Here is a 22,710-nt window from a genome sequence, read left to right as displayed (position 1 = left end):
CCATGTTGGCCGCCCTTTCGCTGAGCGGCTAGACCCAGCAACAGTGCAGAGGAGATGAGATGAAATTTATCGGAGCCCACGTCAGTGCGGCCGGCGGGGTGGAGAATACCATCGCCCGCGCCCAGGCCATCGGCGCCAATGCCTTCGCCCTGTTTACCAAGAACCAGCGCCAGTGGCAGGCGGCGCCGCTCTCCGAGACCAGCATCCGCGCCTTCAAGCTGGCCTGCGAGAAGGGGGGCTTTCGCCCCGAGCAGATCCTGCCCCACGACAGCTACCTCATCAATCTTGGCCACCCGGATCCCGATGGCCTCGCCAAGTCCCGCGACGCCTTTCTGGACGAAATGAAGCGCTGCGAACAGCTGGGGCTTTGCTATCTCAATTTTCATCCGGGCAGCCACCTGAAGCAGATCCCGGAGGCGGCCAGCCTCAAGCTGGTGAGCGAATCCATCAACTGGGCGCTGGAGCGCAGCCAGGGGGTGACGGCGGTGATCGAAAATACCGCCGGCCAGGGCACCAACCTCGGCTGGTCGTTCGAGCATCTGGCCACCATCATCGACGGGGTGGAAGACAAGAGCCGGGTCGGCATCTGCTTTGACACCTGCCACGCCTTTGCCGCCGGTTATGACCTGCGCACCGCAGAGGCTTGCGCCGCCGTCTTTGCCGAGTTCGAACAGACGGTGGGTTTCAACTATCTGAAGGGGATGCACATCAACGGCGCCAAGTGCACCTTCGGCAGCCGGGTCGATCGCCACCACAGCCTGCGCGAGGGGAACCTGGGGGAGGCGGTGTTCCATCACATCATGAATGACGATCGCTTCGATGGCATTCCGCTGATCCTGGAGACCATTGACGAGTCTATCTGGGGCGACGAGATCCGCTGGTTGCGCAGCCTGGCAAAGGCATGATGACCGACCGGCAGACAGCATAAGGAAACAGGGATGCAAGATAGATCAAGCGACCAGCCGCTGCGCTGGGGGATTGCCGGCGCGGGGGCCATTGCCCGCCGTTTTTGTCAGGATGTGAACGGGCACGCCAGTGGCAGCCGGGTGGTGGCGATCGCCGCCCGTGATCAAGCGCGGGCGCAGGCCTTCGCCGACGAGCAGGGCTTGCCCCACGCCCATGGTAGCTATCAGGCGTTGGCGGCCAGCCCCCAGGTGGAGGCGGTCTATGTGGCGGTGATCCACCCGGAGCACGCCGCCCTGATCGAACTCATGCTGCTGGCGGGCAAGCACGTGCTGGTGGAAAAACCGGCGGTGACCCGGGTGGCGGACTGGGATCGGCTGGTGCGGCTCGCCGCTGAGCGGGGCCTGCTGCTGATGGAGGCGATGAAGGTGATGTGCTTCCCCGCCATGCGCGAATTGCTGGGACGGCTTGCCGCCCTGCCGGCCCCCGACAGGCTGCGGGCCGCCTTTGGCTCGGTGCAGGCGCGGGACGGCAAGCTGTTCGACCCGGCGCTGGCCGGCGGCGCCGCCTGGGATGTGGGGGTCTATCCGCTCTGGCTCTATGCCGCCCTGTGTCACCAGCTCGGGCTGGCGGCGGGTGAGCCCGAGGTCACGCTGTCTCGTCAGGCGGGCGAGGTGGACGAAGCCGCCCGCTTTGATTTTGCCGGCCCGCTCAAGGCCGAACTTGCTGCCTCCATCGTCGTAGATCTCGACAAGTCGGCCTGGCTGTCCGGGCCCGGCTGGGCGCTGGAGCTGGTGGGCAAGTGGTGGAATCCCCAGCAGATAGCGTGGCGTGGGGGCGACCCCCTGCCAGCCTGGCCGCACGACATCGCGCAGCCGATCGGGGGCGGCGGCATGCAGCACGAGGCGGATCATTTTGCCGCCTGCGTCAGAGAAGGATTGAGCGACTCGCCTTGGGTACCGCAGGCGCTGAGCAGACAAGTGCTGGGCTGGGTCGAGCGGGGATTGCAGCCCGCGAAACGCTGAGTCACAAGGCTGAATGACAAAGAGGGAGAGTCTGGGCTCTCCCTCTTCTATTGCTGCCGATACTCCGGCGGCAAGGGCAATGCCGGGCAATAGGCTGCCCGATCATCCCATTGGCTCAAGTGTGGCTGGCATCGCTGTGCAACACATCCTCCTGGGCGCGGCAAAATTGCAGAAAGCGGCGCAGGGTGGCGGAGTGATACTTCTGCCGGTGCCAGATGAGGGAGAGCTGACGGGGGAAGCGACGGGTCAGGGGCAGGGCCACCAGACGGCCGGCCTGCAACCGATCCGACACCGCCAGGTGGGAGATGAAGGAGATACCGAGCCCCTTCTCGACCGCCAGCATCACCGCTTCCAGGGTGTTGAGCTCGAGCCCCGCCTGCCAGCGCGGCAGTTCGGGCTGGATCTGCTGCTCGAACTGCTCGCGGCTGCCGGACTGGGGCTCGCGCAGCACCCAGGTCTCATCGCTCAGTTGGGCGAGGGAGAGACGGCTGCGGCCAGCGAGGGGGTGAGCGGGCTGGGCCACGATCAGCATCTCGTCGTGGAGCCAAGGCTCGCTGACCAGATCCGGGTGGTGGTTCTCCCCCTCGATCAGCGCCAGATCCAGCTCGAAGTTGGCCAGCAGGTGGCAGAGCTGGTGGGTATTGGTGATGGTGACCCGGGGCGGCTGCCCCAGCTCCTGCTTGCTGGTGGCGAGCAGGGCCGGCAGCAGGTAGTTGCCGATGGTCTGGCTGGCGCCGAGACGCAACTGGCCGCTCGGTTCGGCATCCGGGCTGAACAGGGTTTCGATGTCCTGCATCCGGGTCAGCAGCTCCTCGGCCGCCGGTTGCAGCAGGCGTCCCTCGTTGTTGAGCTGCAATCTGGGGTGAATGCGATCGAACAGCGGGGTGGCGAGCTGGCGTTCCAGCTCCTGCAACGACTGGGAGACGGCGCCCTTGCTCAGGCACAGTTCATTGGCGGCCAGCCCCAGATTGCCGTAACGGGCGATGGTGGCAAAGACCTTGAGTTGTTGCAGGGTCAGCTTCACGTTTGGATATCCTGAACGATTGATTTAATTCATTTAGATATCGTAAACGATAAGGGGCCATTATCCTATGCCCATCGTCTCTCATCAGAGGTTTCAGACATGATCGCAAGAACCCGTCAATCCTTAGGCAAAGCCCCGACTCCCATGGCAGGGCTGGCGCTCGGGATCGCCAGTCTCGGTTGGTGCTGGGAAAATGCCGGTCACTTCGATGGCCGCCTGCAGTTGCTGGGGGCAGCCATTGCCGCCGTGCTGCTGGTGATCCTGACCTTCAAGTTTCTGCTGCACCCACGCCTGTTGTGGCAAGATCTGGCCCACCCCGTGGTCGGCAGCGTGGTGCCTACCTATGCCATGGGCACCATGGTGGTCTCCAAGGCGGTCGGCATGCTCGACGCCGGTCTGGGTGAGGGGCTCTGGCTGTTTGCCGTGCTGCTGCACCTGGCGTTCCTGGCCACTTTCGTCTGGCATCGGGCCAAACAGTTTGAAATCCACCACATGGTGCCGAGCTGGTTCGTGCCGCCGGTGGGGATCATCGTCGCGGACGTCGCCTTCCCGGGCGGCCAGTTTGCGGCGCTGGCCAACGGCCTGCTCTGGTTCGGCATGCTCTGCTATGGCCTGATGCTGCCGCTGATGCTCTATCGCCTCATCTTCAGCCATGAAGTGCCGGATGCCGCCAAGCCGACCATCGCCATCCTAGCGGCCCCCGCCAGCCTGTCACTGGCCGGTTACCTGACCGTGAGCGAGGAACCCTCCCTGCTGCTGGTGGCCGTGCTGCTGGGGATTGCGGTGCTGATGACCGGCATCATCTATCTGGCCTTCATCAAGCTGCTGCGTCTGCCGTTCTCACCGGGCTACGCCGCCTTCACCTTCCCGCTGGTGATCGGCGCCACCGCCCTGTTCAAGGTGAGCCACCTGATCGAGCAGTGGCCCCAGGCTGCCGAGTATGTCGAGCAGATCCGGCTGCTGGCCCACTTCGAGCTGGGCGCCGCCACCCTGATCGTCGGCTATGTGGTCCTGCGCTACCTGATGTTCTTCCTGCCGCTCGACGGCAGCGACGAGGTGACGCACGGCATGGTTCGTCGCTAAGAAGAGGACGGCGAGAGCCGAGATACGGGGCGTTGATGAGCAACCTTGCAGCAGACAGGGGCCATCAACCGGATAATGACCAAGCGCTTCACCCTCGGGTGAAGCGCTTTTTGTACCGGTTCTGGCAGCGAAAGGTGCCATTCATGCCCGTTGGCGCCCCATTTTTTGCGCCAGCGCCCAGCCTGGGGGGACAATGATGAATTTCACTGGTATTACCTGTCAGGACGAATACAATGCAGCTCCATTTTCTTAGCTTGATCCCCATCCATGTCTTCCCATGATCCCGTGTTTGACACCCGCTTCGAGGCCAGATTCCTGCATCCACGCTATTGGCTCAGCTGGCTGGCGCTTGGCGTACTGATGCTGCTGGCCTTCGTGCCGGTCCGTCTGCGCGACCGTTTCGCCGCCGCCCTGGCTCCGCTGGTGTTCCGTATTTCGAAAAAGCAGATCTATATCGCCAGAACCAACCTGGCACTCTGTTTTCCGCAAAAGAGCGAGGCCGAACGCGACGCCATCCTGATGACCTCGATCCGGGTCGGTCTCAAGAGTCTGCTCGGCTTTGGCGAGTTCTCCGTGCGCAGCCCCGCCTATCTGATGAGCCGGATGCAGGTCAGCGGCTGGGAACATATCGAGGCGGAGCAGGCCGCCGGGAGACCGGTGATCCTAGTGGTGCCCCACAGCTGGCCGGTGGATGCGGCCGGTTACTACTTCACCCGGCGCGGGGTGCCCATGTGCACCATGATGAAGCGGGCACGCAACCCGGTCTTTGACTGGCACCTCAATCGGGCCCGGGCCCGCAACGGTTGCCGGGTCTATGAGCGCAGTGCCGGCATCAAGGCGGTGATCCGTACCATCAAGGGCGGTCGCAGCTTCTTCTATCTGCCGGATCAGGATCATGGCCGCGAGAAGAGCATCTTTGCCCCCTTCTTCGGTCACCCCAAGGCGACGCTGCCGGCGTTGCCACGGCTGGTGCAGGTGAGCGGCGCCAAGGCGGTGCCCTTGCTGGCCTGCTATGACGAGGCCAAGCACTGCTACCGGCTGGAGATCGACGCGCCGTTTGACAACTATCCCACCGAGGACGTGATGGCCGACACCTGCCGGATGAACGACATGGTGCAGCAGCAGCTCTGCCGCGACCCCGGCCAGTACATGTGGTTCCTCAAGATCTTCGATACCCGCGAAGATCAGGTCGGCCTGGATGGTCGCTACGAGGCGGGGATCCAGCGCATCCGCAGTGGCTTGCAGCCGCTGCCCTGAGGCGGCACGCCTTCATGTCATATGGCCCTGCGGGGCCATTTTTATTGGCGATGGTGACCCGGCATGGGATGAGGTGCTCCTTGTCTGCCAGCCCGGTGGCCGGGGGGCGTGGCCGCCAAAGTGGAAAAATCTGTCAGGATAATTAAAATAACCGTTTATTTTCTATGACTTGATGGCGGCCATGTCCTCACACGATCCGGTTTTTGACACCTCATTTCATCCCCGTCTGCTGCATCCGCGCTGGTGGGGCAGCTGGCTGGCGCTCGGTCTGCTCTGTCTGCTGGCGCTGGTGCCCCATGGTCTGCGCGACCGGCTCGCCAACCGTCTGGCGCCCACCCTGCTGCGGATTTCTAAGAAGCAGGCCTACATTGCCGAGACCAACCTCAAGATCTGTTTTCCCGAGCTGGACGAGGCTGGCCGTCAGGCCCTGCTGCTCAAATCGATCCGGGTCGGTCTCAAGACCTTCATGGGCTTTGCCGAGCTGACCCTGCGCAGCGCCGCTCATCTGGCCAGCCGGGTCAAGGTGCGTGGCTGGGAGCATATCGAGGCAGAGCGGGCCGCCGGCCGGCCGGTGATCCTGGTGGTACCCCACACCTGGGCGGTGGACATGATCGGCCGCTACTTCGCCATTCGGGGGCTGACCATGTGCACCATGATGAAGAGCCCGAAAGATCAGGTGTTTGACTGGTACATCAACCGCGAGCGGGCCAAGGGCGGCAAGGTATATGAGCGTAGCGTCGGCATCAAGCCGGCCATCAAGGCGATCCGCAGCGGCGCCAGCTTCTTCTATCTGCCGGATCAGGATCACGGCCGCGAGGCCAGCATCTTCGTGCCTTTCTTCGGCCATCCCAAGGCGACTCTGCCGGCCCTGCCCAAGCTGGTGAAACTGACCGGCGCCAGGGCGGTGCCTATTCTTGCCTGTTATGACGAGGAGGAGGGCTGCTACCGGCTGGAGATCGAGCCGCCTTTCGACCCTTATCCCGGTGCGGATCTGGTGGCCGATGTCTGTGCCATGAACGCCATGGTGGAGCAGCAGCTGCGCCAGCATCCCGAACAGTACATGTGGTTTCTCAAGATCTTCGAGACCATGGAGCACCAGCAAGGATCGGATGGGTTCTACGAAGAGGGCATTAAGCGGATCCGTGGCGATCTCCCTCCCGGGGAGTGAGGCCGGCCGACCCGGCGGCGCGGGTTATCGCACCGGGATCATCGCGGTTGCCGGCACGCCGGGCGCCGTCAGGAAACAGGGATAGGCAAGTGGCCCGGGAGGGGCTATCTTCTGATGCGCAAATAGGGTAAAAGGGCGGCCATGAAAATTCCAAATCGAATCCAACCTCTGGTTGATGACGGCCTGGTCGATGACGTCATCAGCCGGCTGATGAGCGGCAAAGAGGCCGACGTCTATGTGGTGCGCTGCGGCGACGAGATCCGCTGCGCCAAAGTCTATAAAGAGGCGTCCAAGCGCAGCTTCAAGCAGGCAGTGGTCTATCAGGAAGGGCGCAAGGTGCGCGGCAGCCGCGATGCCCGCGCCATGGAGAAAGGCTCCAAATACGGTCGCAAGCAGCACGAAGAGGTGTGGCAGAACACCGAAGTCGATGCCCTGTTCAAGCTGGCGGCGGCCGGGGTGCGGGTGCCCAGGCCCTATGTCTGCCTTGATGGCGTGCTGCTGATGGAGCTCATCACCGACGAAGAGGGCAATGTCGCCCCCCGCCTCAACGACGTGGCGCTCTCTGCCGAGCAGGCGGTCATCGACCATGGCAAGGTGATCCGTTACGTGGTGCGCATGCTCTGCGCCGGCCTCATCCACGGCGATCTCTCCGAGTTCAACGTGCTGGTGGATGAACAGGGCCCGGTCATCATCGACCTGCCCCAGGTGGTGGATGCCGCCGCCAACAACCAGGCCAGGGCCATGCTGGAGCGCGACGTCAACAACATGCGCAACTACTACGGCATGTATGCCCCCGAGCTGCTCAAGACCCGCTACGCCCGGGAGATGTGGGCCCTGTATGAAGATGGCAAGCTGACCCCCGACAGCGAGCTGACCGGCTTGTTCGAGGAGAGCCGCGAGCAGGTGGATCTCGACTCCGTGCTGCACGAGATCGAGAGCGCCCAGGAGGAGGCACTGGCCCGTCAGGCCAGGATGAAGGCCGAAGAGGAAGACAGCTACTGATCTTGCTGCGGGTGGCCGTGGCCAGTGAACAAAGAGCGCCTTGTGGCGCTCTTTTTTATTGTCTGCCGCTCGGCGGGGCCAGCCGGTAAAACCGGAGCCAGCAGCGATCGCCGGCATGGTAGCGGCGATCCAGCCATTGCCCGCCGGCGGCGGCAATGACCTTGAGCGAGGCCGGATTTGCCTCGTCACAGCTGATGAGCACAGGCTCGCTCAGCACATGGTGCTGCAGCCAGCCGAGCAGGGTGCGGGCGACGCCTTCCCCCCGGCGGGTGGGACGGGTCTCGTAACCGATGTGGCCAAGCCACTGGCGGGTGGTGGGGTTGTCGCCGTGACGCAGGCGCAAGGTGGCGAGGATCTCCTCCCCTTCGAGGGCAAAATAGGTGGTGGTGGGTGGGTAGCCTGGCGGCAGATGCAGCCCATCGGCATGGGCGAGCAACTCCTGCAGCCACTGATCCGGGTCGAATTGCGCCACCTGATAAAGTGGCAACCCGGCGGCGCCACATTCGGCCACGTAGCGACGGTAGGCGGGGGCGTCGGTCAGCCGAGCGGCCCGGCACTCGATGGGGGGTTGCATCAGGTCTGGGTGGCCAGGGGCCACAGCGGCCTGGGCTCGCTGTGGTGTGGCTCCTGGATGCAGGCGCGCTGGCGGCCGGCCTGTTTGGCGGCATAGAGTGCCCGATCCGCACGCGGATAGGCCTGCTCGAAGCTCTCACCCTGCTGCAGCGAGGTCAGCCCGATGCTGAGGCTGATGGGGCCGCCGGCCAGCGGCCGGGTGGCGTCTGCGACCCGTTGCTGCAGGGTCTGGCAGCAGGCCGGCAGGGTCTGCGATGTCTCCATCACCAGCAGCGCCAGCTCGTCGCCGCCAAGGCGCCCGGCCAGCCCCGCCGGCGGCAGGCTCTCCCGGATCACCCGGCCCACCACCCGCAACATGGCGTCGCCGGCGGGGTGACCGTGGCGGTCGTTGATCTGCTTGAAGTTGTCCAGGTCGATCAGCAGCAGTTGCCAGGGGCGGGCACTGCGACAGGCGCGCGCCGCCAGCTGCTGCTCGAAATGGTGGCGGCTGTCCAGCCCGGTCAGGGCATCCAGGTTGGCGCGTCGCTCCAGCTCGCGCTGGGTGGCGAGCAGCGCCTGCTGCTGGCGAGTGTGCACCAGGCTCAGCAAAATGAAGCTGCGGGCGATGGTAAAGAGCAGGCTGAGCAGGATCACCGGGCCGAGCAGGGGATCGGTGAGGCTGGAGGCGGCCGACTCTGGCCACCACTGATGCTTGGCCATCCTGACCAGCTGCAGGGCCAGTTGCAGGGCGAGCAGCAGGATGGCGAAGCGTAGCACCCGGTAGGCGGGGGCCAGCCGCTGATAGCGCCAGAGCTGCCACAGCAGCAGGCATATCTGCAGCGAGATGGCCCCGGAGAGCACCACGATCCGGCTGTGTATGTCATCCGGTGGCAGCTGCGCGGCGGTGACGGCGAATAGCAGGAAGCCGGAGAGGGCGAGGAGCGGGCAGAGCCAGCCGAAACGGTCGGCCTCGCGCCGGAAAAAGTGGCGCAGCCCCCGCTCATAGAGCAGCGGGGTGGCGATGATCAGCAGGTTGGTAAGCAGGATGTTGGCAAGGGAGCTATCCCCCGTGAGGGTTCGCAGCAGCAGGCAGCCAAAGGCGGCTGCGATGGCCAGTTCGCTGGCCGACCAGTAGAGCAGGGAGCGCAGCGGTCGCTGGGTATGCCACAGGTAGGCGAAAATGGCCGCGACCCCGATGTGCGACAGGCTGACGAACAGCACCAGACTCAGCAACTGGGCCGAGGAAAACAGACTCTGCATCAAGGGTGTGGGCTCTTCCTGCCGGGAACGGCGCAGCGACCTCAGGGCCGGGTGACTGGGCCGGATCACAGCATGAATTGTGCCGCTGAGCAATGGTTTAAGTGATCCGGGCACGATCGCGGCAACAACCGCCACAAGAGGGCTGCTGACTCGATTAATCAGGGGCGGGGCATGACGCCGGGGCGTTTATGCTTCCCCCCTCTTGGGTCAGTCGCTCACGACCGGCAGCCGCATGACGGTGGCCTCCCGGCCGAGGTGGACCAGCAGGCGGCGCACGTCGTCGAGGCGGATAAGCAGGGTGGCGGTATTGACCAGCGGGTGGCACTGCACCCGCTCGGCCTGCCAGATCGTTTCATCCACCACCAGTTCCACCGCTTTTTCCCTGTCGCGCACCATGGCGAGCAGGGTGACCGAGCCCGGGATGAGGCCAAGCACAGATTCCAGGCGCTCTGGCGAGCCAAAGCTCAGCCGTTTGACGCCAAGGGCGGCAGCCAGGCCTTTGAGATCGACCCGGCTCTCTTCCGGGGTCACCACCAGAAACAGTCGCTCGCTCTTCGGGTCGCGCAAAAAGAGGTTCTTGGTCTTGGCGGCGGGCAGCTTGGGCAACAGCCGGCTGGCCTCCTCGCAGGTGAAGACGGGGGCGTGATCGATGCGCTGATAGGGAATGGCCAGCTGATCCAGCAGAGAGTAGAGCGCCACATGACCTCCTGATGTCGGGTGAAGAGTGGGGTGTTGGGTGAATGGAGTGGCGAATAAAGCCGCCACCGGCAGTGGCTGCCAGTCTGGCCGAGCTTACCAGTTTGCGGCGCGACTCGCAGCCTGGCGTGGCCATGGCGGCTGGGCGTGCCGATTGCAGCAAAGCACTGTATGAACGTACAATGATTCCATCCCAGCGTTGACCCCAGTAGCCTGCATGACCGAGATCCAGCCTGTTCCTCCCGTTACTCTGCCACTCGATGGCTTCATCCTGACCCGTCACGGGCGGGATGTGCGTGGTCGCAACGGGCATGGCGAACGCACCGAGATCGTGATGTGGCTCTGGAGCGCGCAGGGGCCGGTGCGACTGGTGGTGCCGGGACAGGAGCCGGTCTTCTTCCTGCCACAGAGCCACATGGAAGAAGCCGCCGAGCTGTTCAAGGGGGCGGGGGTGAGCGGGCGGTTTCGCCGCTTGCCGATGCACACCTTCGATGGCCGCGCCGTGGTGGGCTGCTACTTTGCCACCTTGAGCGCCTTTCACCGCGCCATCGAGCTGCTGCTCATCCGCGGGCTGGAGCACTTCGAGGCGGATATCCGGCTGCCGGAGCGCTACCTGATGGAGCGTTTCATCACCGCCGGCGTGCGCTTCGAGGGGCGCACCCTCAAGAAAGGGGGCAAGCACGGCTACTGGGAGGTGAACGAGGCGCGCTGCGCACCGCAGGCGGTGACGCCGACCCTTTCCTGGGTGTCGCTGGACGTGGAGTGCGCCATGGACGGGGCCCTCTTCTCGGTGGGGCTCTACAGCGAAGGGGATGCGCGGGTCATCATGATCGGTACGCCGGAGGCGGATGCCGACAGCTGGGGTACCCAGGTCGAATGGGTGGCGGACGAGAGCGCCCTGCTGAGTGCGCTGGAGCGCTGGTTTGTGCGGCATGACCCGGATCTGGTCATCGGCTGGAACGTGGTCAACTTCGACTTTCGCCTGCTGCTGCGCCGCGCCGAGCTCAACAAGCGGCGGCTGCGGCTGGGGCGCGGCCACGAGCTTTGCTTCTGGCGATCGTCGCGCAATGACCCCCAGAGCGGCAGCGTCATCATCCCCGGGCGCATGGTGCTGGATGGCATCGACACGCTGAAGAGCGCCACCTGGCAGTTTGCCAGCTACAGCCTGGATGCGGTGGCGAGCGAGCTGCTCGGCCGCGGCAAGGATATCGAAGACGTGGCCAACCGGGGGGAGAAGATCACCGAGCTGTTCCACTCCGACAAGGAGGCGCTGGCCCGCTACAACCTGGAAGATTGCAGGCTGGTGTGGGAGATCTTCGATTTCTGCCACCTCATCCCCTTTGCCATCGAGCGTGCCTCCCTCACCGGCCTTGAGCTGGACCGGGTCGGTGGCTCGGTGGCGGCATTTACCAACCTCTACCTGCCGCGGCTGCATCGCGGCGGCTACGTGGCCCCCAATCTGCCAGCCGACGGCGGACTGGCGAGCCCCGGCGGCTATGTGATGGACTCCAGACCCGGCCTCTATCGCCACGTGCTGGTGCTCGATTTCAAGAGCCTCTATCCCAGCATCATCCGCACCTTCTGCATCGACCCCATGGGGCTCATCGAGGGGCTGCAGCATCCCGAGCACGCCATTCCTGGCTTTCGCGGCGCCCTGTTCTCCCGCGAGCGGCACTTCCTGCCGGATCTCATCGCTACTCTGTGGGCGGCGCGAGATCGGGCCAAGGCCGCCAGCAACAAGGCGCTCTCCCAGGCCATCAAGATCATCATGAACTCCTTCTACGGGGTGCTGGGCTCGGGGGGATGCCGCTTCTACGACCCGCGGCTTGCCTCCTCCATCACCTTGCGCGGTCACGGCATCATGCAGCAGACCCGGGAGTGGATCGAAGGGGAGGGCTTCGAGGTGATCTATGGCGACACCGACTCCACCTTCGTGCACCTGGGGCGGGATGCCAGCCCCGAGCAGGCGGACGAGATTGGCCGGCGGCTGGCGAAGATGATCAACGACAACTGGGCCGCGCTGATCATGCGCGAGTTCAACCTGCCGAGCTATCTGGAGATCCAGTACGAGACCCACTATCGCCGCTTCCTGATGCCCACCATTCGTGGGCTGGAGAAGGGGAGCAAGAAGCGCTATGCAGGGCTGGTGGCGGGCCATCAGGCAGGTGAAGAGGAGCAGCTGGTGTTCAAGGGGCTCGAATCGGTGCGCACCGACTGGACGCCCCTTGCCAAGGCGTTCCAGACCCGCCTCTATGAAATGGTGTTTCACGACCAGGATCCCAGCGGCTATGTGCGCACCATGGTGGACGAGACCCGGGCCGGCCAGCACGACGAGCTGTTGGTCTATCGCAAGCGGCTGCGCCAAAAACTCGAGGAGTATCAGAAGAACGTGCCACCCCATGTGCGGGCGGCGCGTCTGGCGGACGAGGAGAACCTGCGCCGCGGCCTGCCCCAGCGCTACCAGCACAGGGGCTCCATCGCCTACCTGATGACTCTCAATGGCCCCGAGCCGCTGGAATACCGGCGCAGCGCCATCGACTACGAGCACTACATCGACAAGCAGTTGCGGCCCATTGCCGATGCGATCCTCCCCTTTATCGGCGAGTCGTTCGAGCGGATCTGCGGCCAGCAGCTCGATCTCTTTTAAGCGGCGTGGAGCGGGCGGGGATGTTGACCTGCCAGGCATGGTTGAGCGTATGGTGGGTTCAGCCGTGAGGATGCCGAGAGAAGCTGGAAAGGGGAGATGCAAAAAGCCCGCTCGAGGAGCGGGCTTTTCTAATCTGGTGCGTCCTAGTGGATTCGAACCACCGACCCCCACCATGTCAAGGTGATGCTCTAACCAGCTGAGCTAAGGACGCAGGGTGCGCAAGGCGACTTTATCTGATTGCAGGGGAGTGGTGGGTTTAATTGGATTCGAACCAACGACCCCTACCATGTCAAGGTAGTGCTCTAACCAACTGAGCTATAAACCCACATCTGTATTCAATTGGATTCGAACCAACGACATCGCCTACGCCATGTCAAAGTACTGTTCTAACCAACTGAGCTATAAGCCTGTATCAAACTTATATCTGCAATATATTCAAGCTGTTATGGTGCGTCCTAGTGGATTCGAACCACCGACCCCCACCATGTCAAGGTGATGCTCTAACCAGCTGAGCTAAGGACGCATAACAGGTTTCCATGATGGTGCGTCCTAGTGGATTCGAACCACCGACCCCCACCATGTCAAGGTGGTGCTCTAACCAGCTGAGCTAAGGACGCATCACGGAAAAGTGGTGGGTTTAATTGGATTCGAACCAACGACCCCTACCATGTCAAGGTAGTGCTCTAACCAACTGAGCTATAAACCCACTTTGCAAACCGGGTCAGAAACCCGTTTCACCACACCAGCACTGCTGGCGTGGTCGGCATACTACCCATGCCCCCCAAGGCTGTCAACAGGCCGCACGCACAAAGCAGACTGTTTGCCCAGTTCTTGCGCAGCCTGTTGATTTTGCAGGCGAGTTTGCCCTATTGCGCCTTGGAGAGGGCGCTGCAGGCCTCCGGGCTGGCAAAGCGGCCATAGATATGACGCAGGCGGGCGCCCAGCATCAGGGCGGCGCCGGTGAGGCCGACGATGAAACCGATCCAGAAGCCCTGCGGCCCCATGCGCGGCACCAGCCAGTCGGTCAGCCCCAGGATCATGCCGGTGGGCAGCCCCAGTCCCCAGTAGGCGACGATGGTGACGTAGAAGATCGCCTTGGTGTCCTTGTAACCGCGCAGGGCGGCTGCGGCCACCACCTGCACCGAGTCAGAGATCTGATAGATGGCGGCGAAGAACAGCAGTATGGCCGCGAGGGTGATCACTTGCAGGTCGTCGGTGTAGATACTGGCGATATGCTCACGCAGCAGCACGGTGAGGGCGGCGGTACCGGCAGCTACCGCCATGCCCAGCATCAGGCCGGTGCGGGCGGCGACGCGGGCGTGCTCGGGCTGACCCTCGCCGATGCTGTGGCCGACCCGGATGGTGACACCCACCCCAATCGACAAGGGCAGCATAAACACCAGGCTGGAGAAGTTGAGGGCTATCTGATGGCTCGCCACCGTCTCTGCACCGAACGGTGCCAGCATCAGCGCCACAACGGTAAACAGGGTCACCTCGCAGAAGATGGCCATGGCGATGGGGAAGCCCAAGCGGAACAGGCGCCAGATCCGGCTGCCATTGGGGCGTGCGAGCCGGGAGAACAGGTTGATCTCCTTGAAATGAGAGGAGAGCTTCACATAGACGATCATTGCCAGCAGCATGGCCCACAGCACGATGGCGGTGGCCACGCCGCAGCCCACGCCACCGAGCTTGGGCATGCCGAAGTGACCGTGGATGAAGACATAGTTGGCGGGAATGTTGACCGCCAGCCCCACGAAGCCGATCACCATGGTCGGCATGGTGTGGGAGAGTCCCTCGCTGAAGTTGCGCAGCACCTGGAACAGCACGAAGGCGGGCAGGCCCCACATGATGGCGTGCAAAAAGCCGGTGGTCTTGGCGGCCATGACGGGATCCACCTTCATCAGGTGCAGCGCCAACGGGCTGAAATAGAGCGCCAGCATGGCGATCGGGATCACCATCAGCGCCAGCCAGAAGCCCTGATGCACGGCGGGGCGTACCTCGTCCCGTTTGCGGGCCCCGTTGAGCTGGGAGACGATGGGGGTGAGCGCCATGATGATGCCCTGGGTCAGCAAGATGATCGGCAGCCAGAAACTGGAGGCCACCGACACCGCAGCGAGATCCACGGCGCTGACCTGGCCTGCCATCACGGTATCGACGAAGCTCATGGCGACTTGAGCCACCTGGGCCACCAGAATGGGACTGGCTAGACGAACGAGTTGCCTCGCCTCGGACCAATAACGTTGCACTGACACCTCCGAGTGGATCAGATAAAGCGTAAAAAGAGCGGGTAACGGGAAGAGCCTTTGCACTCCCGAAACGGGAATGCAAAGTGCGGGGGGGTCATTCTAGCCTGAAATTCATCCGGGACGAAACGTTTGGCGCAAGGGCCGGATCAGGCGTCTTCGTGATCGCTGATCAGCAGGTTGGCGGCGGCGTAGGCGGCCTGTTCGCGCAGATCCGCCGGTACCCGCTCATCCGATGCCACGGCGTTGAGCGCCCTGATGGTGGCGGCAATGGCCTGTGGCACATAGCCCTGCTCCCCGGAGCCAATCTGGTTGTAGGCGATGCGAATGGCCTCACAGCATTGATATACCTGCATTTTTATTTCCTTGTCAGCGCTGGTTTGAATGCCGTCACTATAGCGATCGGCTGCCCGCTTGTCAGCCAGCGCGCTTGTCTGGGGCGCGGGGCGAGGTTACCCTGCCTTTTTTCGTAGCAGGAGACGAGACATGTTCACCGGCATAGTACAGGGGACCGCCGAACTGGTGGCCATCGACGAGCTGCCCAACTTTCGTACCCACGTGATCCGCATGCCGAGCCCGGCCTGGGGCGAGGGGCTGGCGCTGGGTGCCTCCGTGGCCCACAACGGCTGCTGCCTGACCGTCACTCGGGTCGAGGGGGAGCTGGTCAGCTTCGATCTGATGCAGGAGACCCTGCGCCTCACCAACCTCGGCCAGCTGCAGCCGGGGGACAAGGTCAACGTGGAGCGGGCCGCCCGCTTTGGCGACGAGATTGGCGGCCACGCCATGTCCGGCCACATCATGGGCACCGCACAGGTCGTCTCGGTCATCGACACTCCCAACAACCGGCAGGTGTGGTATCGCCTCGCCCCCGAACTGATGAGATACGTGCTGACCAAGGGTTACATCGGCATCGACGGCATCAGCCTCACCGTGGGGGAAGTGCGCAGCAACGAGTTCTGCGTCAATCTCATTCCCGAGACGCTGGCTCGCACCAACCTGGGTTGGGTCAAAGCCGGCTGGCACACCAACATCGAGATCGATCCCCAGACCCAGGCCATCGTCGACACGGTGGAGCGGGTACTGGCGGCCCGTCAGCCGGGGTAAGCTGACCAACGCGCCCTCAGGGATTTGCAATTGAAAAGGGCCTGCATCATGCAGGCCCTTGGCGATCTTGTGGGTGCGTTCACTCGCAGTCAGAACATCTGTTCGTCGTCTGCGTCCACAAACAGTTGCAGGCAGTCGCGTGCCTCATCCCGATGCAGTCGCAGGTGGATGGGGTTGCAGCAGGCCATGCAATCCTCGTAGAACTCCTGATCCCCCTGGCTGGCATCCAGCTCGACCCGGGTATGATGGCCACAGTGGGGGCAGACGATGCGCTTGCTGGTGTACTCGATCATGATGACCTCCTCGGGCCCGTGGGCCGCCTATCTCCCCTGATTCTAGTTGGTTCGCTCTGTCCTGACCGCGAGCAAGCGCACGTTTATGACCGGGATCAAGGGAGGCAGAAGGTCAGTCCGACAGCACCTGCCTGTTGTTTACTTGACCCAGCTGGCCAGCATCTCGGCATCCAGCTCGGTGAGCGAGCGTAGCTGATGATCGGCAATGGCCAGACGGGGATCGCCCACCAGCGCGGGGTCCGGCACGATCAGCGCGGTCATGGAGGCCGCCTTGGCCGCCAGCAGGCCGGTGAAGCTGTCTTCGATGGCCAGGCAATGCACCGGCTCCACTCCCAGCTTCTCGGCGACGTGGATATAGACATCCGGGTGTGGTTTGCCGAAGCGCTCCACCTCGGCGGAGTGAACCGCCAGGAAGCGATCGCGAATGCCGAGCTTGCCGAGCACCGCTTCCACCATGGCAAAGGGGGAGGAGGTCGCGAGACCCACCTTGAGGCCGCGATCCTCGATAAGATCGAGCGCCTCCAGCACACCGGCCTTGGCCTGACCTTCGGAGAGGATCAGCGCGTTGACCCGATCCAGGATGCGCTGCACCACCTCTTCCTGGCTGGGGCCGCTCCAGGGGCGCAGTCGATACCAGTGGGCCACCAGCTGATCGATGCGCACGCCGATGGTCGATTCGCAATCTTCCACCGTGTGGGGGTGACCCAGCTCGGAGAACACGGCCATCTGGGCCCGTTGCCAAAAGGGTTCCGAGTCGATCAGAACACCATCCATATCGAAGATCACGGCAGTTAACATCTTGTACTCCTGACATAGGTGAAGGGGGGATTATAAGCGAGGCGCCTCAATGCAAAAGGGGCATTGCCATGCCCCTTGCGCCGGATCACGCAGGCAAACGTTTGTTTGCGCGAGACAAAAAACAGCGGTCAGAAGAGCACGTCCACCCTGGCGGCCACCGCTTTGGCCTGCTCGACGGCGGTGGGGCAATCTTCAGCCCGGGCCAGCGCCACGCCGAGTCGGCGGCGACCGGCGATCTCCGGCTTGCCAAACAGCCGCAACTGGGCACACGGCACCAGGGCCAGCGCTTCGCCAATCCCCTGATAGCGGATGTCCTGGCTGTGCCCTTCTCGCAGCACCACGGCAGAGGCGCTCGGCCCGTACTGTGTGATGGTGCCGATGGGCAGCCCCAGAATGGCGCGCACGTGCAGGGCGAATTCGGAGAGATCCTGAGAGATGAGGGTCACCATGCCGGTGTCGTGTGGGCGCGGCGAAACCTCGCTAAACCACACCTCGTCACCCCTGATGAAGAGCTCGACCCCGAACAGACCGTAACCACCGAGCGCCTCGACCACCTTGGCCGCCACGGCTTTGGAACGGGCCAGCGCCAGCTCGCTCATGGCCTGCGGCTGCCAGGATTCGCGGTAGTCGCCATCTTCCTGCCGATGGCCGATGGGCTCACAGAAGTGGATGCCATCGACGGCGCGCACCGTGAGCAGGGTGATCTCGTAATCGAAGGGGACGAAGCCCTCGACGATCACCTTGCCGCGGCCGGCGCGACCGCCCTCCTGGGCATAGGTCCAGCTCTCGTCAAGCTTGGCGAGATCGCGCAGCACGCTCTGGCCCTTGCCGGACGAGCTCATCACCGGCTTCACCACGCAGGGCAGGCCGATGGTGTCAACGGCGGCAACGAACTCCTCCTTGCTCTGGGCAAAGCGGTAGGGGGAGGTGGGCAAGCCCAGCGTCTCGGCGGCGAGGTGGCGGATCCCCTCCCGGTTCATGGTGAGCTGGGTGGCGCGGGCGTTCGGCACCACCTTGACCCCTTCCTGCTCCAGGGCGGCCAGGGTATCGGTGGCGATGGCTTCAAGCTCGGGAATGATCAGGTCCGGTTTGACCTCGTTGACCAGGGTGCGCAGGGCGTCGCCATCCAGCATGTCCAGCACATGGGCTCTGTGCGCCACCTGCATGGCGGGGGCATCGGCATAGCGGTCGGCGGCGATCACCTCGATGCCGAAGCGTTGCAGCTCGATGGCGACCTCCTTGCCAAGTTCGCCGGAGCCCAGCAGCAGGGCGCGGGTGGCGCCGGGGCGGGTAGCGGTTCCAAACATGTGATCTCTCCTGATGTCGTGAGTGATGGTTGATGGCCGCTATCGCACGAATAGCGGGCAAAAAAAGAGGCACGCATGGCGTACCTCAGGAAACGGATTTGTGGGCTCGCTGCTCCAGATGGGTGAGCAGGGTGATGGCGCCGATGATGATGGCGGCCCCGAGCCACAATCGGCCGGGCGGCGCCCAGCCAAACACCAGCCAGCCGGCCAGCACGTTCATGGGCAGCTTGGCAAAATCAAAGGGTTGCACGAACGAGGCCTCGGCCACGCTGTAGGCGCGGGCGATGGACATCTGGGCCAGTGCCGACAGCACGCCGGAGGCAGCTACCAGCAGCCATTGGGTTTCGCTCGGCCACTGCCACTCCGGCAGCGCCAGCATGGCGTTGAACGGGGTGCTGAAGATGAGCAGGTAGACGACGATGGTGTGGGACGACTCGCTCGCCGCCTGATAGCGCACCAGCAAGGAGTAGCCGGCCCAGAACAGGGCCGCCGCCACCGGCAGCAGGGAGGCCCAGCTGAAATCGTCGGTCCAGGGGGCCAGGATCAGCATGGCGCCGACAAAGCCGGCCAGGGTCGCCAGAATGCGGGCCCGGCTCACCTGCTCTTTGAGAAAGAGCGCCGACCCCAGGGTGGCAAACAGCGGCGACGTCATCAGTAGCGCGATGCCCTGCCAGATGGGAACGGGCACCGCCAGCGCCCACAGCCAGAACTGGATGCCGACCACCGCGAGAGCGACCCGCAGCAGGTGCAGCCGTAGCTGGTTGGTCATCAGCGATTGGCGCAGACCGTGCCGAATGAGCCAGGGCAGCAGGCAGACCAGGGCAATCAGATATTGATGGAAGGCGACCTGGGTCGAAGGGAGGCCGAGCTTGAAGCTGACATACTGGCTCAGGCTGTTGACGGCGGCGAAGCAGAGGCCCGCTACCATCATCCAGACTGCACCGGCAAAGGGAGAGTGCCTGCGCGAGGGTGTCATGGGATCCGGAACGCTGAAAAAAGTGCGGCGGATCATAACGGCAATCGTTTGTTCTGCCAAGCCTTGGCGGGGTGGGGGAGCGGTGGCTGGCGAGAGAGTGAGCTAACATCAAATATTTTGAATAAGTTGAGCATCTATTTTCGCTATCTGTATAGAAGCCCAATGTTTAGAGTGACCTCCATCGACAGCACCGCTGTTCAACCGACAACCAAATGGAGTTTCACCATGGCCAATATCCTCGTACTCAAGTCCAGCATCCTGGGCCAATATTCCCAATCCAACGCCCTGATCGACGGCTTCCTGGCCGACCATGCGTCCGACACCGTCACCGTGCGTGATCTGGCGTCCCTGAACCTGCCGGTGCTGGATGGCGAGCTGGCCATGGGCCTGCGCGGTGGTGAGAACCTCAATGAGCGTCAACTGGCCGTGCTGGCCCAGTCCGACGAGCTGGTTGCCGAATTGAAGGCAAGCGACCTGGTGGTGATTGCCGCCCCCATGTACAACTTCAACATCCCGACCCAGCTGAAGAACTGGATCGATCTGGTGGCCCGCGCCGGTGTCACCTTCCGTTACACCGAAACCGGTCCGGTCGGCCTGGTGGAAAACACCCGCGCCCTGGTGATCAGCCCCCGCGGCGGCATGCACGTCGGCAGCGCCACCGATCTGGTGACCCCCTACATGAGCACCGTGCTGGGTTTCATCGGCATCAAGGACGTGGACTTCATCTACGCCGAAGGCATGGGCATGGGCCCGGATGCCCAGGCCAAGGGCATCGAGCAGGCCAAAGGCCAGCTGGAAACCCTGGCACTCTGATCAAGACGGCAATTTGCCAGACGTCAGAAAGCGACAACGCAGCCCTCGGGCTGCGTTGTCTGTTTTGGGGCCTTGTGGCGAATGGGGCCGGGCAGGTCAATCCCGCAGAAAGCGGCGACAGCCGCTGCCGACCATCAGGCAGACCGCCACCAGGGAGCCCAGCAGCAGGGTGGTGAGCCACTGCTCGGCGCTGTCGGGCAGGCGCGGTGAGAAGAGGCTGATCATCAGCAGGGCACAGAGGGTGATCAGGCTGGTCGGGCGGGTCAGGAACATCATGGGTCATCCTTGGCTGCGGCTGGTGAGTAGAAGGCTAACCGCGGTCTGTGACAGCAAGATGTATCCGTACCTCTTGCCGCAGGTCAGTTGACCGGGGTAGCCATCACCATAGCAGCTTTTGCCGCCGGAGCCAGCGGCATGGGCCGGGTTGTGATCCGGATCCCTATCTGAACTGCTTCTGATCTTCCTGATAGTGGAAATCACCGCTGGCCAGCCTGGCGACCAGCGCCGCCTTGTCGAGATCCTGCGCCTTGCAGAGATCATCGAGATCATCGAAGCGATCACGCAGCTGCATGTTGACCAGGCTCAGCAGCATGTTGACGTCCATGGTGGCAAAATTGTTCAGGTTCATGAGGGTCGCTCGCTATCCAGCAGGTGAAGTTGTTCGATGGCGTCGCTGACGCTTTGCAGGTGCAGACGAATGGATTGACGTGCCTCGGCCGGCAGGTAGTCGGTGAGGGTGTGCTGCCAGCTGCCCGCTTCGGTCTTGAGCTGCTGGAACAGGGTGAGCCCCGCCTGGGTGAAGGAGACCAGGCTGACCCGCTTGTCGTGTTCGCTGCTCTCGGTGAACAGGATCCCTTTCTCCACCAGCCGGTGAATTTCGCGGGAGATCCGCACCTTGTCCATCCCGCTCGCCTCGACCAGCTCTTTCTGGCTGATGGGGTAGTTGGGGCCGAGCACCATCATCAGGCGCCATTGGGGCACCGTCAGCTGATAGCGCTGCTGGTAAAACTGCTCAAAGGTGTCGCGCACCATCTCGGCGGCGTGAACCAGCTGATAGGGGGGATAGTGGGCAAGCAGCTCTATGATCTTTGACATATGACATCCTGCTGTGACGGCTGCATCGGGTGCAGTTTCTCTTGATACTTTGGCCTTGATGATACGTAACACAAGGCCGTTTGTCTGAACATGCACCAGAGAAATGTGCGGTTGCGCACGTCATCCGCCGCAACCGGGTCTGTTCGAGGCTGGTTTTGTGGCTGCGGCTCAGCCTTTGCGCAGCCAGATCAAGGCGTTGTGCTTGAGCCAGGCCTCGCGGCTTTGCAGGGTGTAGAGCGCGGCCTCGTCGCGACTGCCCGCCTGCCAGCTGTGGGGCTCCTGTTTGGGCAGCTTGCGCTGGCCCAGCAGACAGGCCGGCACATGGGCGTTGGCCTTGATGGCGGCGCTCAGCAGCGGCTGCGCGGCCTCGGCACCCGCGCAGACGAAGGTCATCAGCGCCTTGTTGTAGAGCAGCCAGCTGGAGGCTTCATCAAAGCGCACCAGCAGGTCCTGCAGCGCCTGCCACTCCCCTTGCAGGGCATAGAGGCTGGAGAGGGGATAGCGGCAACCCAGCTCGTCGGCCACGCACAGCTCGAGCAGCGCCAGATATTCGTTGCGCGCCTGTTCCAGCTGGCCGAGGCGCAGCAGGCAGTCGGCCCGTCCGGCCCGGGCGGCCAGCAGCGGGCGCGCTTCGTGGGCACTCCAGCCGTGGCCGGCAATCTGCTGCCAGAAGGCGGCGTCGAACAGCGGCTCGGCGTCGGCGATCACCTTGTCGAACCAGCCGAGGCGGCTGTGCGGATCGCGGCTGGCATCGGCCAGTTCGAACCACTGCTGCCACTGCTCGGCCTGCTGGCTGTCCAGCGCCTGCTCCGAGCTTGGCACGGCCTGATACTCGTCCAGTTGCAGCAGCTGGTTGAGGGCGGTCTTCATGTTCTGGCGCTGGCGCTTGCAAAACTCCATGAAGGGGAGGTCGCTGCCGGCGGCCGAGTGCAGCATCTGCGCCATGGGCTTGTCGCGAAACAGGCTCAGCTCGGCGGCCAGGCTGAAACGATACTGGGTGGTCGGGTCGTTCAGATCCTTGGGCTTGGGCCAGGTGGCAAAGCCCTGGCTGAAGCCGTAGCACCACTGACCGAGCGGGTGACTCTGCTCGAAGACCTGCTCCGGGCTCTCGGTGGAGAGGCGGCACTGGCTCGGCAGGGCGAGCTGGGCCTCATCGGCCTGGGCTTCCAGCTCGGCGATCAGATGGTGCAGCGCGTCGCTGCTCTTCTCATCCAGCTCGGCGTCATGGGGCAACAGACCGGCCAGCGGGGCCTGCCAGTCAGGGGCATCCGGCCCGACCAGGCGGGCGCACAAAAAGCCGTGCAGCGCCGGGTAGGTCATGTCCTGCCCACTGTGGGTCTGGATCCATTGATTGAGATGACGGGTACGAGTGGATGGATTCATCGACAGTTCCTCTGGATTTTGACAGCGGCGAAGTCTACCCAAAAGTGGGGTTATTTGCAGCTAAAGGGCGGCTGACTGGCG

At 63.5% G+C, this 22,710-nt stretch carries 23 protein-coding genes and 5 tRNA genes; 9 read left to right on the top strand and 19 right to left on the bottom strand.

Annotation, left to right across the window (positions count from 1 at the left end; all coding sequences use genetic code 11):
• Nucleotides 1-59 precede the first annotated feature (59 nt).
• Nucleotides 60-905 carry a deoxyribonuclease IV gene (nfo, locus tag E5E96_RS19265; RefSeq protein ID WP_171282870.1) on the top strand — a complete coding sequence of 282 codons (846 nt, stop codon included), beginning with the start codon at nt 60-62 and terminating at the stop codon, nt 903-905.
• Nucleotides 906-938: 33 nt separating this feature from the next.
• On the top strand, nt 939-1,928 hold the full coding sequence (locus E5E96_RS19260) for a Gfo/Idh/MocA family protein (RefSeq protein ID WP_171282869.1): 990 nt from the start codon (nt 939-941) through the stop codon (nt 1,926-1,928).
• Nucleotides 1,929-2,043: 115 nt separating this feature from the next.
• Here the strand turns inward: E5E96_RS19260 and E5E96_RS19255 are convergent, their stop codons facing one another.
• The gene (locus E5E96_RS19255; protein WP_065477327.1) at nt 2,044-2,952 is read right to left on the bottom strand and encodes a LysR substrate-binding domain-containing protein; all 909 of its coding nucleotides are present in this window, start codon (nt 2,950-2,952) and stop codon (nt 2,044-2,046) included.
• Between the two features lie 99 nt (nt 2,953-3,051).
• On the opposite strand from E5E96_RS19255, the gene E5E96_RS19250 reads away from it, so the two are divergent.
• From E5E96_RS19250 to E5E96_RS19235, 4 genes are all read left to right on the top strand, one after another.
• Entirely contained in the window at nt 3,052-4,035 is a 984-nt protein-coding gene (locus E5E96_RS19250) for a TDT family transporter (RefSeq protein ID WP_171282868.1), read from the top strand.
• Nucleotides 4,036-4,302: 267 nt separating this feature from the next.
• The gene (lpxM, locus tag E5E96_RS19245; RefSeq protein WP_171282867.1) at nt 4,303-5,292 is read left to right on the top strand and encodes a lauroyl-Kdo(2)-lipid IV(A) myristoyltransferase; all 990 of its coding nucleotides are present in this window, start codon (nt 4,303-4,305) and stop codon (nt 5,290-5,292) included.
• A 172-nt stretch (nt 5,293-5,464) separates the two neighbouring features.
• Nucleotides 5,465-6,460, top strand: a complete 996-nt coding sequence (locus E5E96_RS19240; protein WP_060389247.1) for a lipid A biosynthesis acyltransferase — start codon at nt 5,465-5,467, stop codon at nt 6,458-6,460.
• A 141-nt stretch (nt 6,461-6,601) separates the two neighbouring features.
• Nucleotides 6,602-7,462 carry a PA4780 family RIO1-like protein kinase gene (locus E5E96_RS19235; protein WP_043161761.1) on the top strand — a complete coding sequence of 287 codons (861 nt, stop codon included), beginning with the start codon at nt 6,602-6,604 and terminating at the stop codon, nt 7,460-7,462.
• 55 nt (nt 7,463-7,517) lie between these two features.
• Here E5E96_RS19235 and E5E96_RS19230 read toward each other — a convergent pair whose 3' ends face one another.
• From E5E96_RS19230 to E5E96_RS19220, 3 genes are all read right to left on the bottom strand, one after another.
• Nucleotides 7,518-8,036, bottom strand: a complete 519-nt coding sequence (locus E5E96_RS19230) for a GNAT family N-acetyltransferase (protein WP_171282866.1) — start codon at nt 8,034-8,036, stop codon at nt 7,518-7,520.
• Nucleotides 8,036-9,274, bottom strand: a complete 1,239-nt coding sequence (locus tag E5E96_RS19225; protein WP_171282865.1) for a GGDEF domain-containing protein — start codon at nt 9,272-9,274, stop codon at nt 8,036-8,038. The genes E5E96_RS19230 and E5E96_RS19225 overlap by 1 nt, the downstream gene beginning before the upstream one ends.
• Nucleotides 9,275-9,481: 207 nt before the next feature.
• Nucleotides 9,482-9,973 (bottom strand): prolyl-tRNA synthetase associated domain-containing protein, encoded by a 492-nt coding sequence (locus tag E5E96_RS19220; RefSeq protein WP_171282864.1) that lies wholly within the window; start codon nt 9,971-9,973, stop codon nt 9,482-9,484.
• Between the two features lie 214 nt (nt 9,974-10,187).
• Between E5E96_RS19220 and E5E96_RS19215 the strand changes: the two genes are divergently transcribed.
• Complete coding sequence (locus tag E5E96_RS19215) at nt 10,188-12,617, top strand: DNA polymerase II (protein WP_171282863.1); 2,430 nt, start codon at nt 10,188-10,190, stop codon at nt 12,615-12,617.
• 134 nt (nt 12,618-12,751) lie between these two features.
• Here E5E96_RS19215 and E5E96_RS19210 read toward each other — a convergent pair.
• The 7 genes from E5E96_RS19210 to E5E96_RS19180 form a co-directional block, all read right to left on the bottom strand.
• Nucleotides 12,752-12,828, bottom strand: a tRNA-Val gene (locus tag E5E96_RS19210).
• 37 nt (nt 12,829-12,865) lie between these two features.
• A tRNA-Val gene (locus E5E96_RS19205) sits at nt 12,866-12,942 on the bottom strand.
• A 121-nt stretch (nt 12,943-13,063) separates the two neighbouring features.
• Nucleotides 13,064-13,140, bottom strand: a tRNA-Val gene (locus tag E5E96_RS19200).
• A 17-nt stretch (nt 13,141-13,157) separates the two neighbouring features.
• A tRNA-Val gene (locus E5E96_RS19195) sits at nt 13,158-13,234 on the bottom strand.
• A 12-nt stretch (nt 13,235-13,246) separates the two neighbouring features.
• Nucleotides 13,247-13,323 (bottom strand) — tRNA-Val (locus E5E96_RS19190).
• A 160-nt stretch (nt 13,324-13,483) separates the two neighbouring features.
• The gene (locus tag E5E96_RS19185) at nt 13,484-14,863 is read right to left on the bottom strand and encodes an MATE family efflux transporter (protein WP_139392196.1); all 1,380 of its coding nucleotides are present in this window, start codon (nt 14,861-14,863) and stop codon (nt 13,484-13,486) included.
• A gap of 146 nt (nt 14,864-15,009) precedes the next feature.
• A complete protein-coding gene (locus E5E96_RS19180) occupies nt 15,010-15,216 on the bottom strand; it encodes a YaeP family protein (RefSeq protein WP_005301307.1) in 207 nt (68 codons plus the stop codon).
• Between the two features lie 130 nt (nt 15,217-15,346).
• Here E5E96_RS19180 and E5E96_RS19175 point away from each other — a divergent pair, with 130 nt between their 5' ends.
• Nucleotides 15,347-15,964 carry a riboflavin synthase gene (locus E5E96_RS19175; RefSeq protein WP_045526759.1) on the top strand — a complete coding sequence of 206 codons (618 nt, stop codon included), beginning with the start codon at nt 15,347-15,349 and terminating at the stop codon, nt 15,962-15,964.
• Between the two features lie 89 nt (nt 15,965-16,053).
• Here E5E96_RS19175 and E5E96_RS19170 read toward each other — a convergent pair whose 3' ends face one another.
• The 4 genes from E5E96_RS19170 to E5E96_RS19155 all read right to left on the bottom strand — a co-directional run bounded on the left by E5E96_RS19170 (nt 16,054) and on the right by E5E96_RS19155 (nt 19,338).
• Nucleotides 16,054-16,257: a CPXCG motif-containing cysteine-rich protein gene (locus E5E96_RS19170; RefSeq protein ID WP_005301298.1), complete on the bottom strand. Its 204-nt coding sequence runs from the start codon at nt 16,255-16,257 to the stop codon at nt 16,054-16,056.
• A 138-nt stretch (nt 16,258-16,395) separates the two neighbouring features.
• Nucleotides 16,396-17,055, bottom strand: coding sequence for a hexitol phosphatase HxpB (gene hxpB / locus E5E96_RS19165; RefSeq protein ID WP_171282862.1), 660 nt, complete (start codon nt 17,053-17,055; stop codon nt 16,396-16,398).
• A 128-nt stretch (nt 17,056-17,183) separates the two neighbouring features.
• Nucleotides 17,184-18,362, bottom strand: a complete 1,179-nt coding sequence (purT, locus tag E5E96_RS19160) for a formate-dependent phosphoribosylglycinamide formyltransferase (protein WP_171282861.1) — start codon at nt 18,360-18,362, stop codon at nt 17,184-17,186.
• Between the two features lie 85 nt (nt 18,363-18,447).
• The gene (locus E5E96_RS19155) at nt 18,448-19,338 is read right to left on the bottom strand and encodes a DMT family transporter (RefSeq protein WP_042006472.1); all 891 of its coding nucleotides are present in this window, start codon (nt 19,336-19,338) and stop codon (nt 18,448-18,450) included.
• A gap of 225 nt (nt 19,339-19,563) precedes the next feature.
• Between E5E96_RS19155 and E5E96_RS19150 the strand changes: the two genes are divergently transcribed.
• Nucleotides 19,564-20,151, top strand: coding sequence for an FMN-dependent NADH-azoreductase (locus E5E96_RS19150; protein ID WP_171282860.1), 588 nt, complete (start codon nt 19,564-19,566; stop codon nt 20,149-20,151).
• 96 nt (nt 20,152-20,247) lie between these two features.
• Here the strand turns inward: E5E96_RS19150 and E5E96_RS19145 are convergent, their stop codons facing one another.
• The 4 genes from E5E96_RS19145 to E5E96_RS19130 form a co-directional block, all read right to left on the bottom strand.
• Complete coding sequence (locus tag E5E96_RS19145) at nt 20,248-20,427, bottom strand: hypothetical protein (protein ID WP_017408281.1); 180 nt, start codon at nt 20,425-20,427, stop codon at nt 20,248-20,250.
• A 163-nt stretch (nt 20,428-20,590) separates the two neighbouring features.
• Nucleotides 20,591-20,779 (bottom strand): DUF4250 domain-containing protein, encoded by a 189-nt coding sequence (locus E5E96_RS19140; RefSeq protein WP_016350843.1) that lies wholly within the window; start codon nt 20,777-20,779, stop codon nt 20,591-20,593.
• The gene (locus tag E5E96_RS19135; protein WP_016350842.1) at nt 20,776-21,246 is read right to left on the bottom strand and encodes a MarR family winged helix-turn-helix transcriptional regulator; all 471 of its coding nucleotides are present in this window, start codon (nt 21,244-21,246) and stop codon (nt 20,776-20,778) included. The genes E5E96_RS19140 and E5E96_RS19135 overlap by 4 nt, the downstream gene beginning before the upstream one ends.
• A 168-nt stretch (nt 21,247-21,414) precedes the next feature.
• Nucleotides 21,415-22,629, bottom strand: a complete 1,215-nt coding sequence (locus tag E5E96_RS19130; protein WP_171282859.1) for a UPF0149 family protein — start codon at nt 22,627-22,629, stop codon at nt 21,415-21,417.
• Nucleotides 22,630-22,710 lie beyond the last annotated feature (81 nt).

This window comes from Aeromonas sp. 1805 (assembly GCF_013085525.1).
Lineage (GTDB): Bacteria > Pseudomonadota > Gammaproteobacteria > Enterobacterales > Aeromonadaceae > Aeromonas > Aeromonas hydrophila.
The sequence above is the reverse complement of the archived record's forward strand: the minus strand, read 5'-3'. Positions and strand labels throughout refer to the sequence as shown.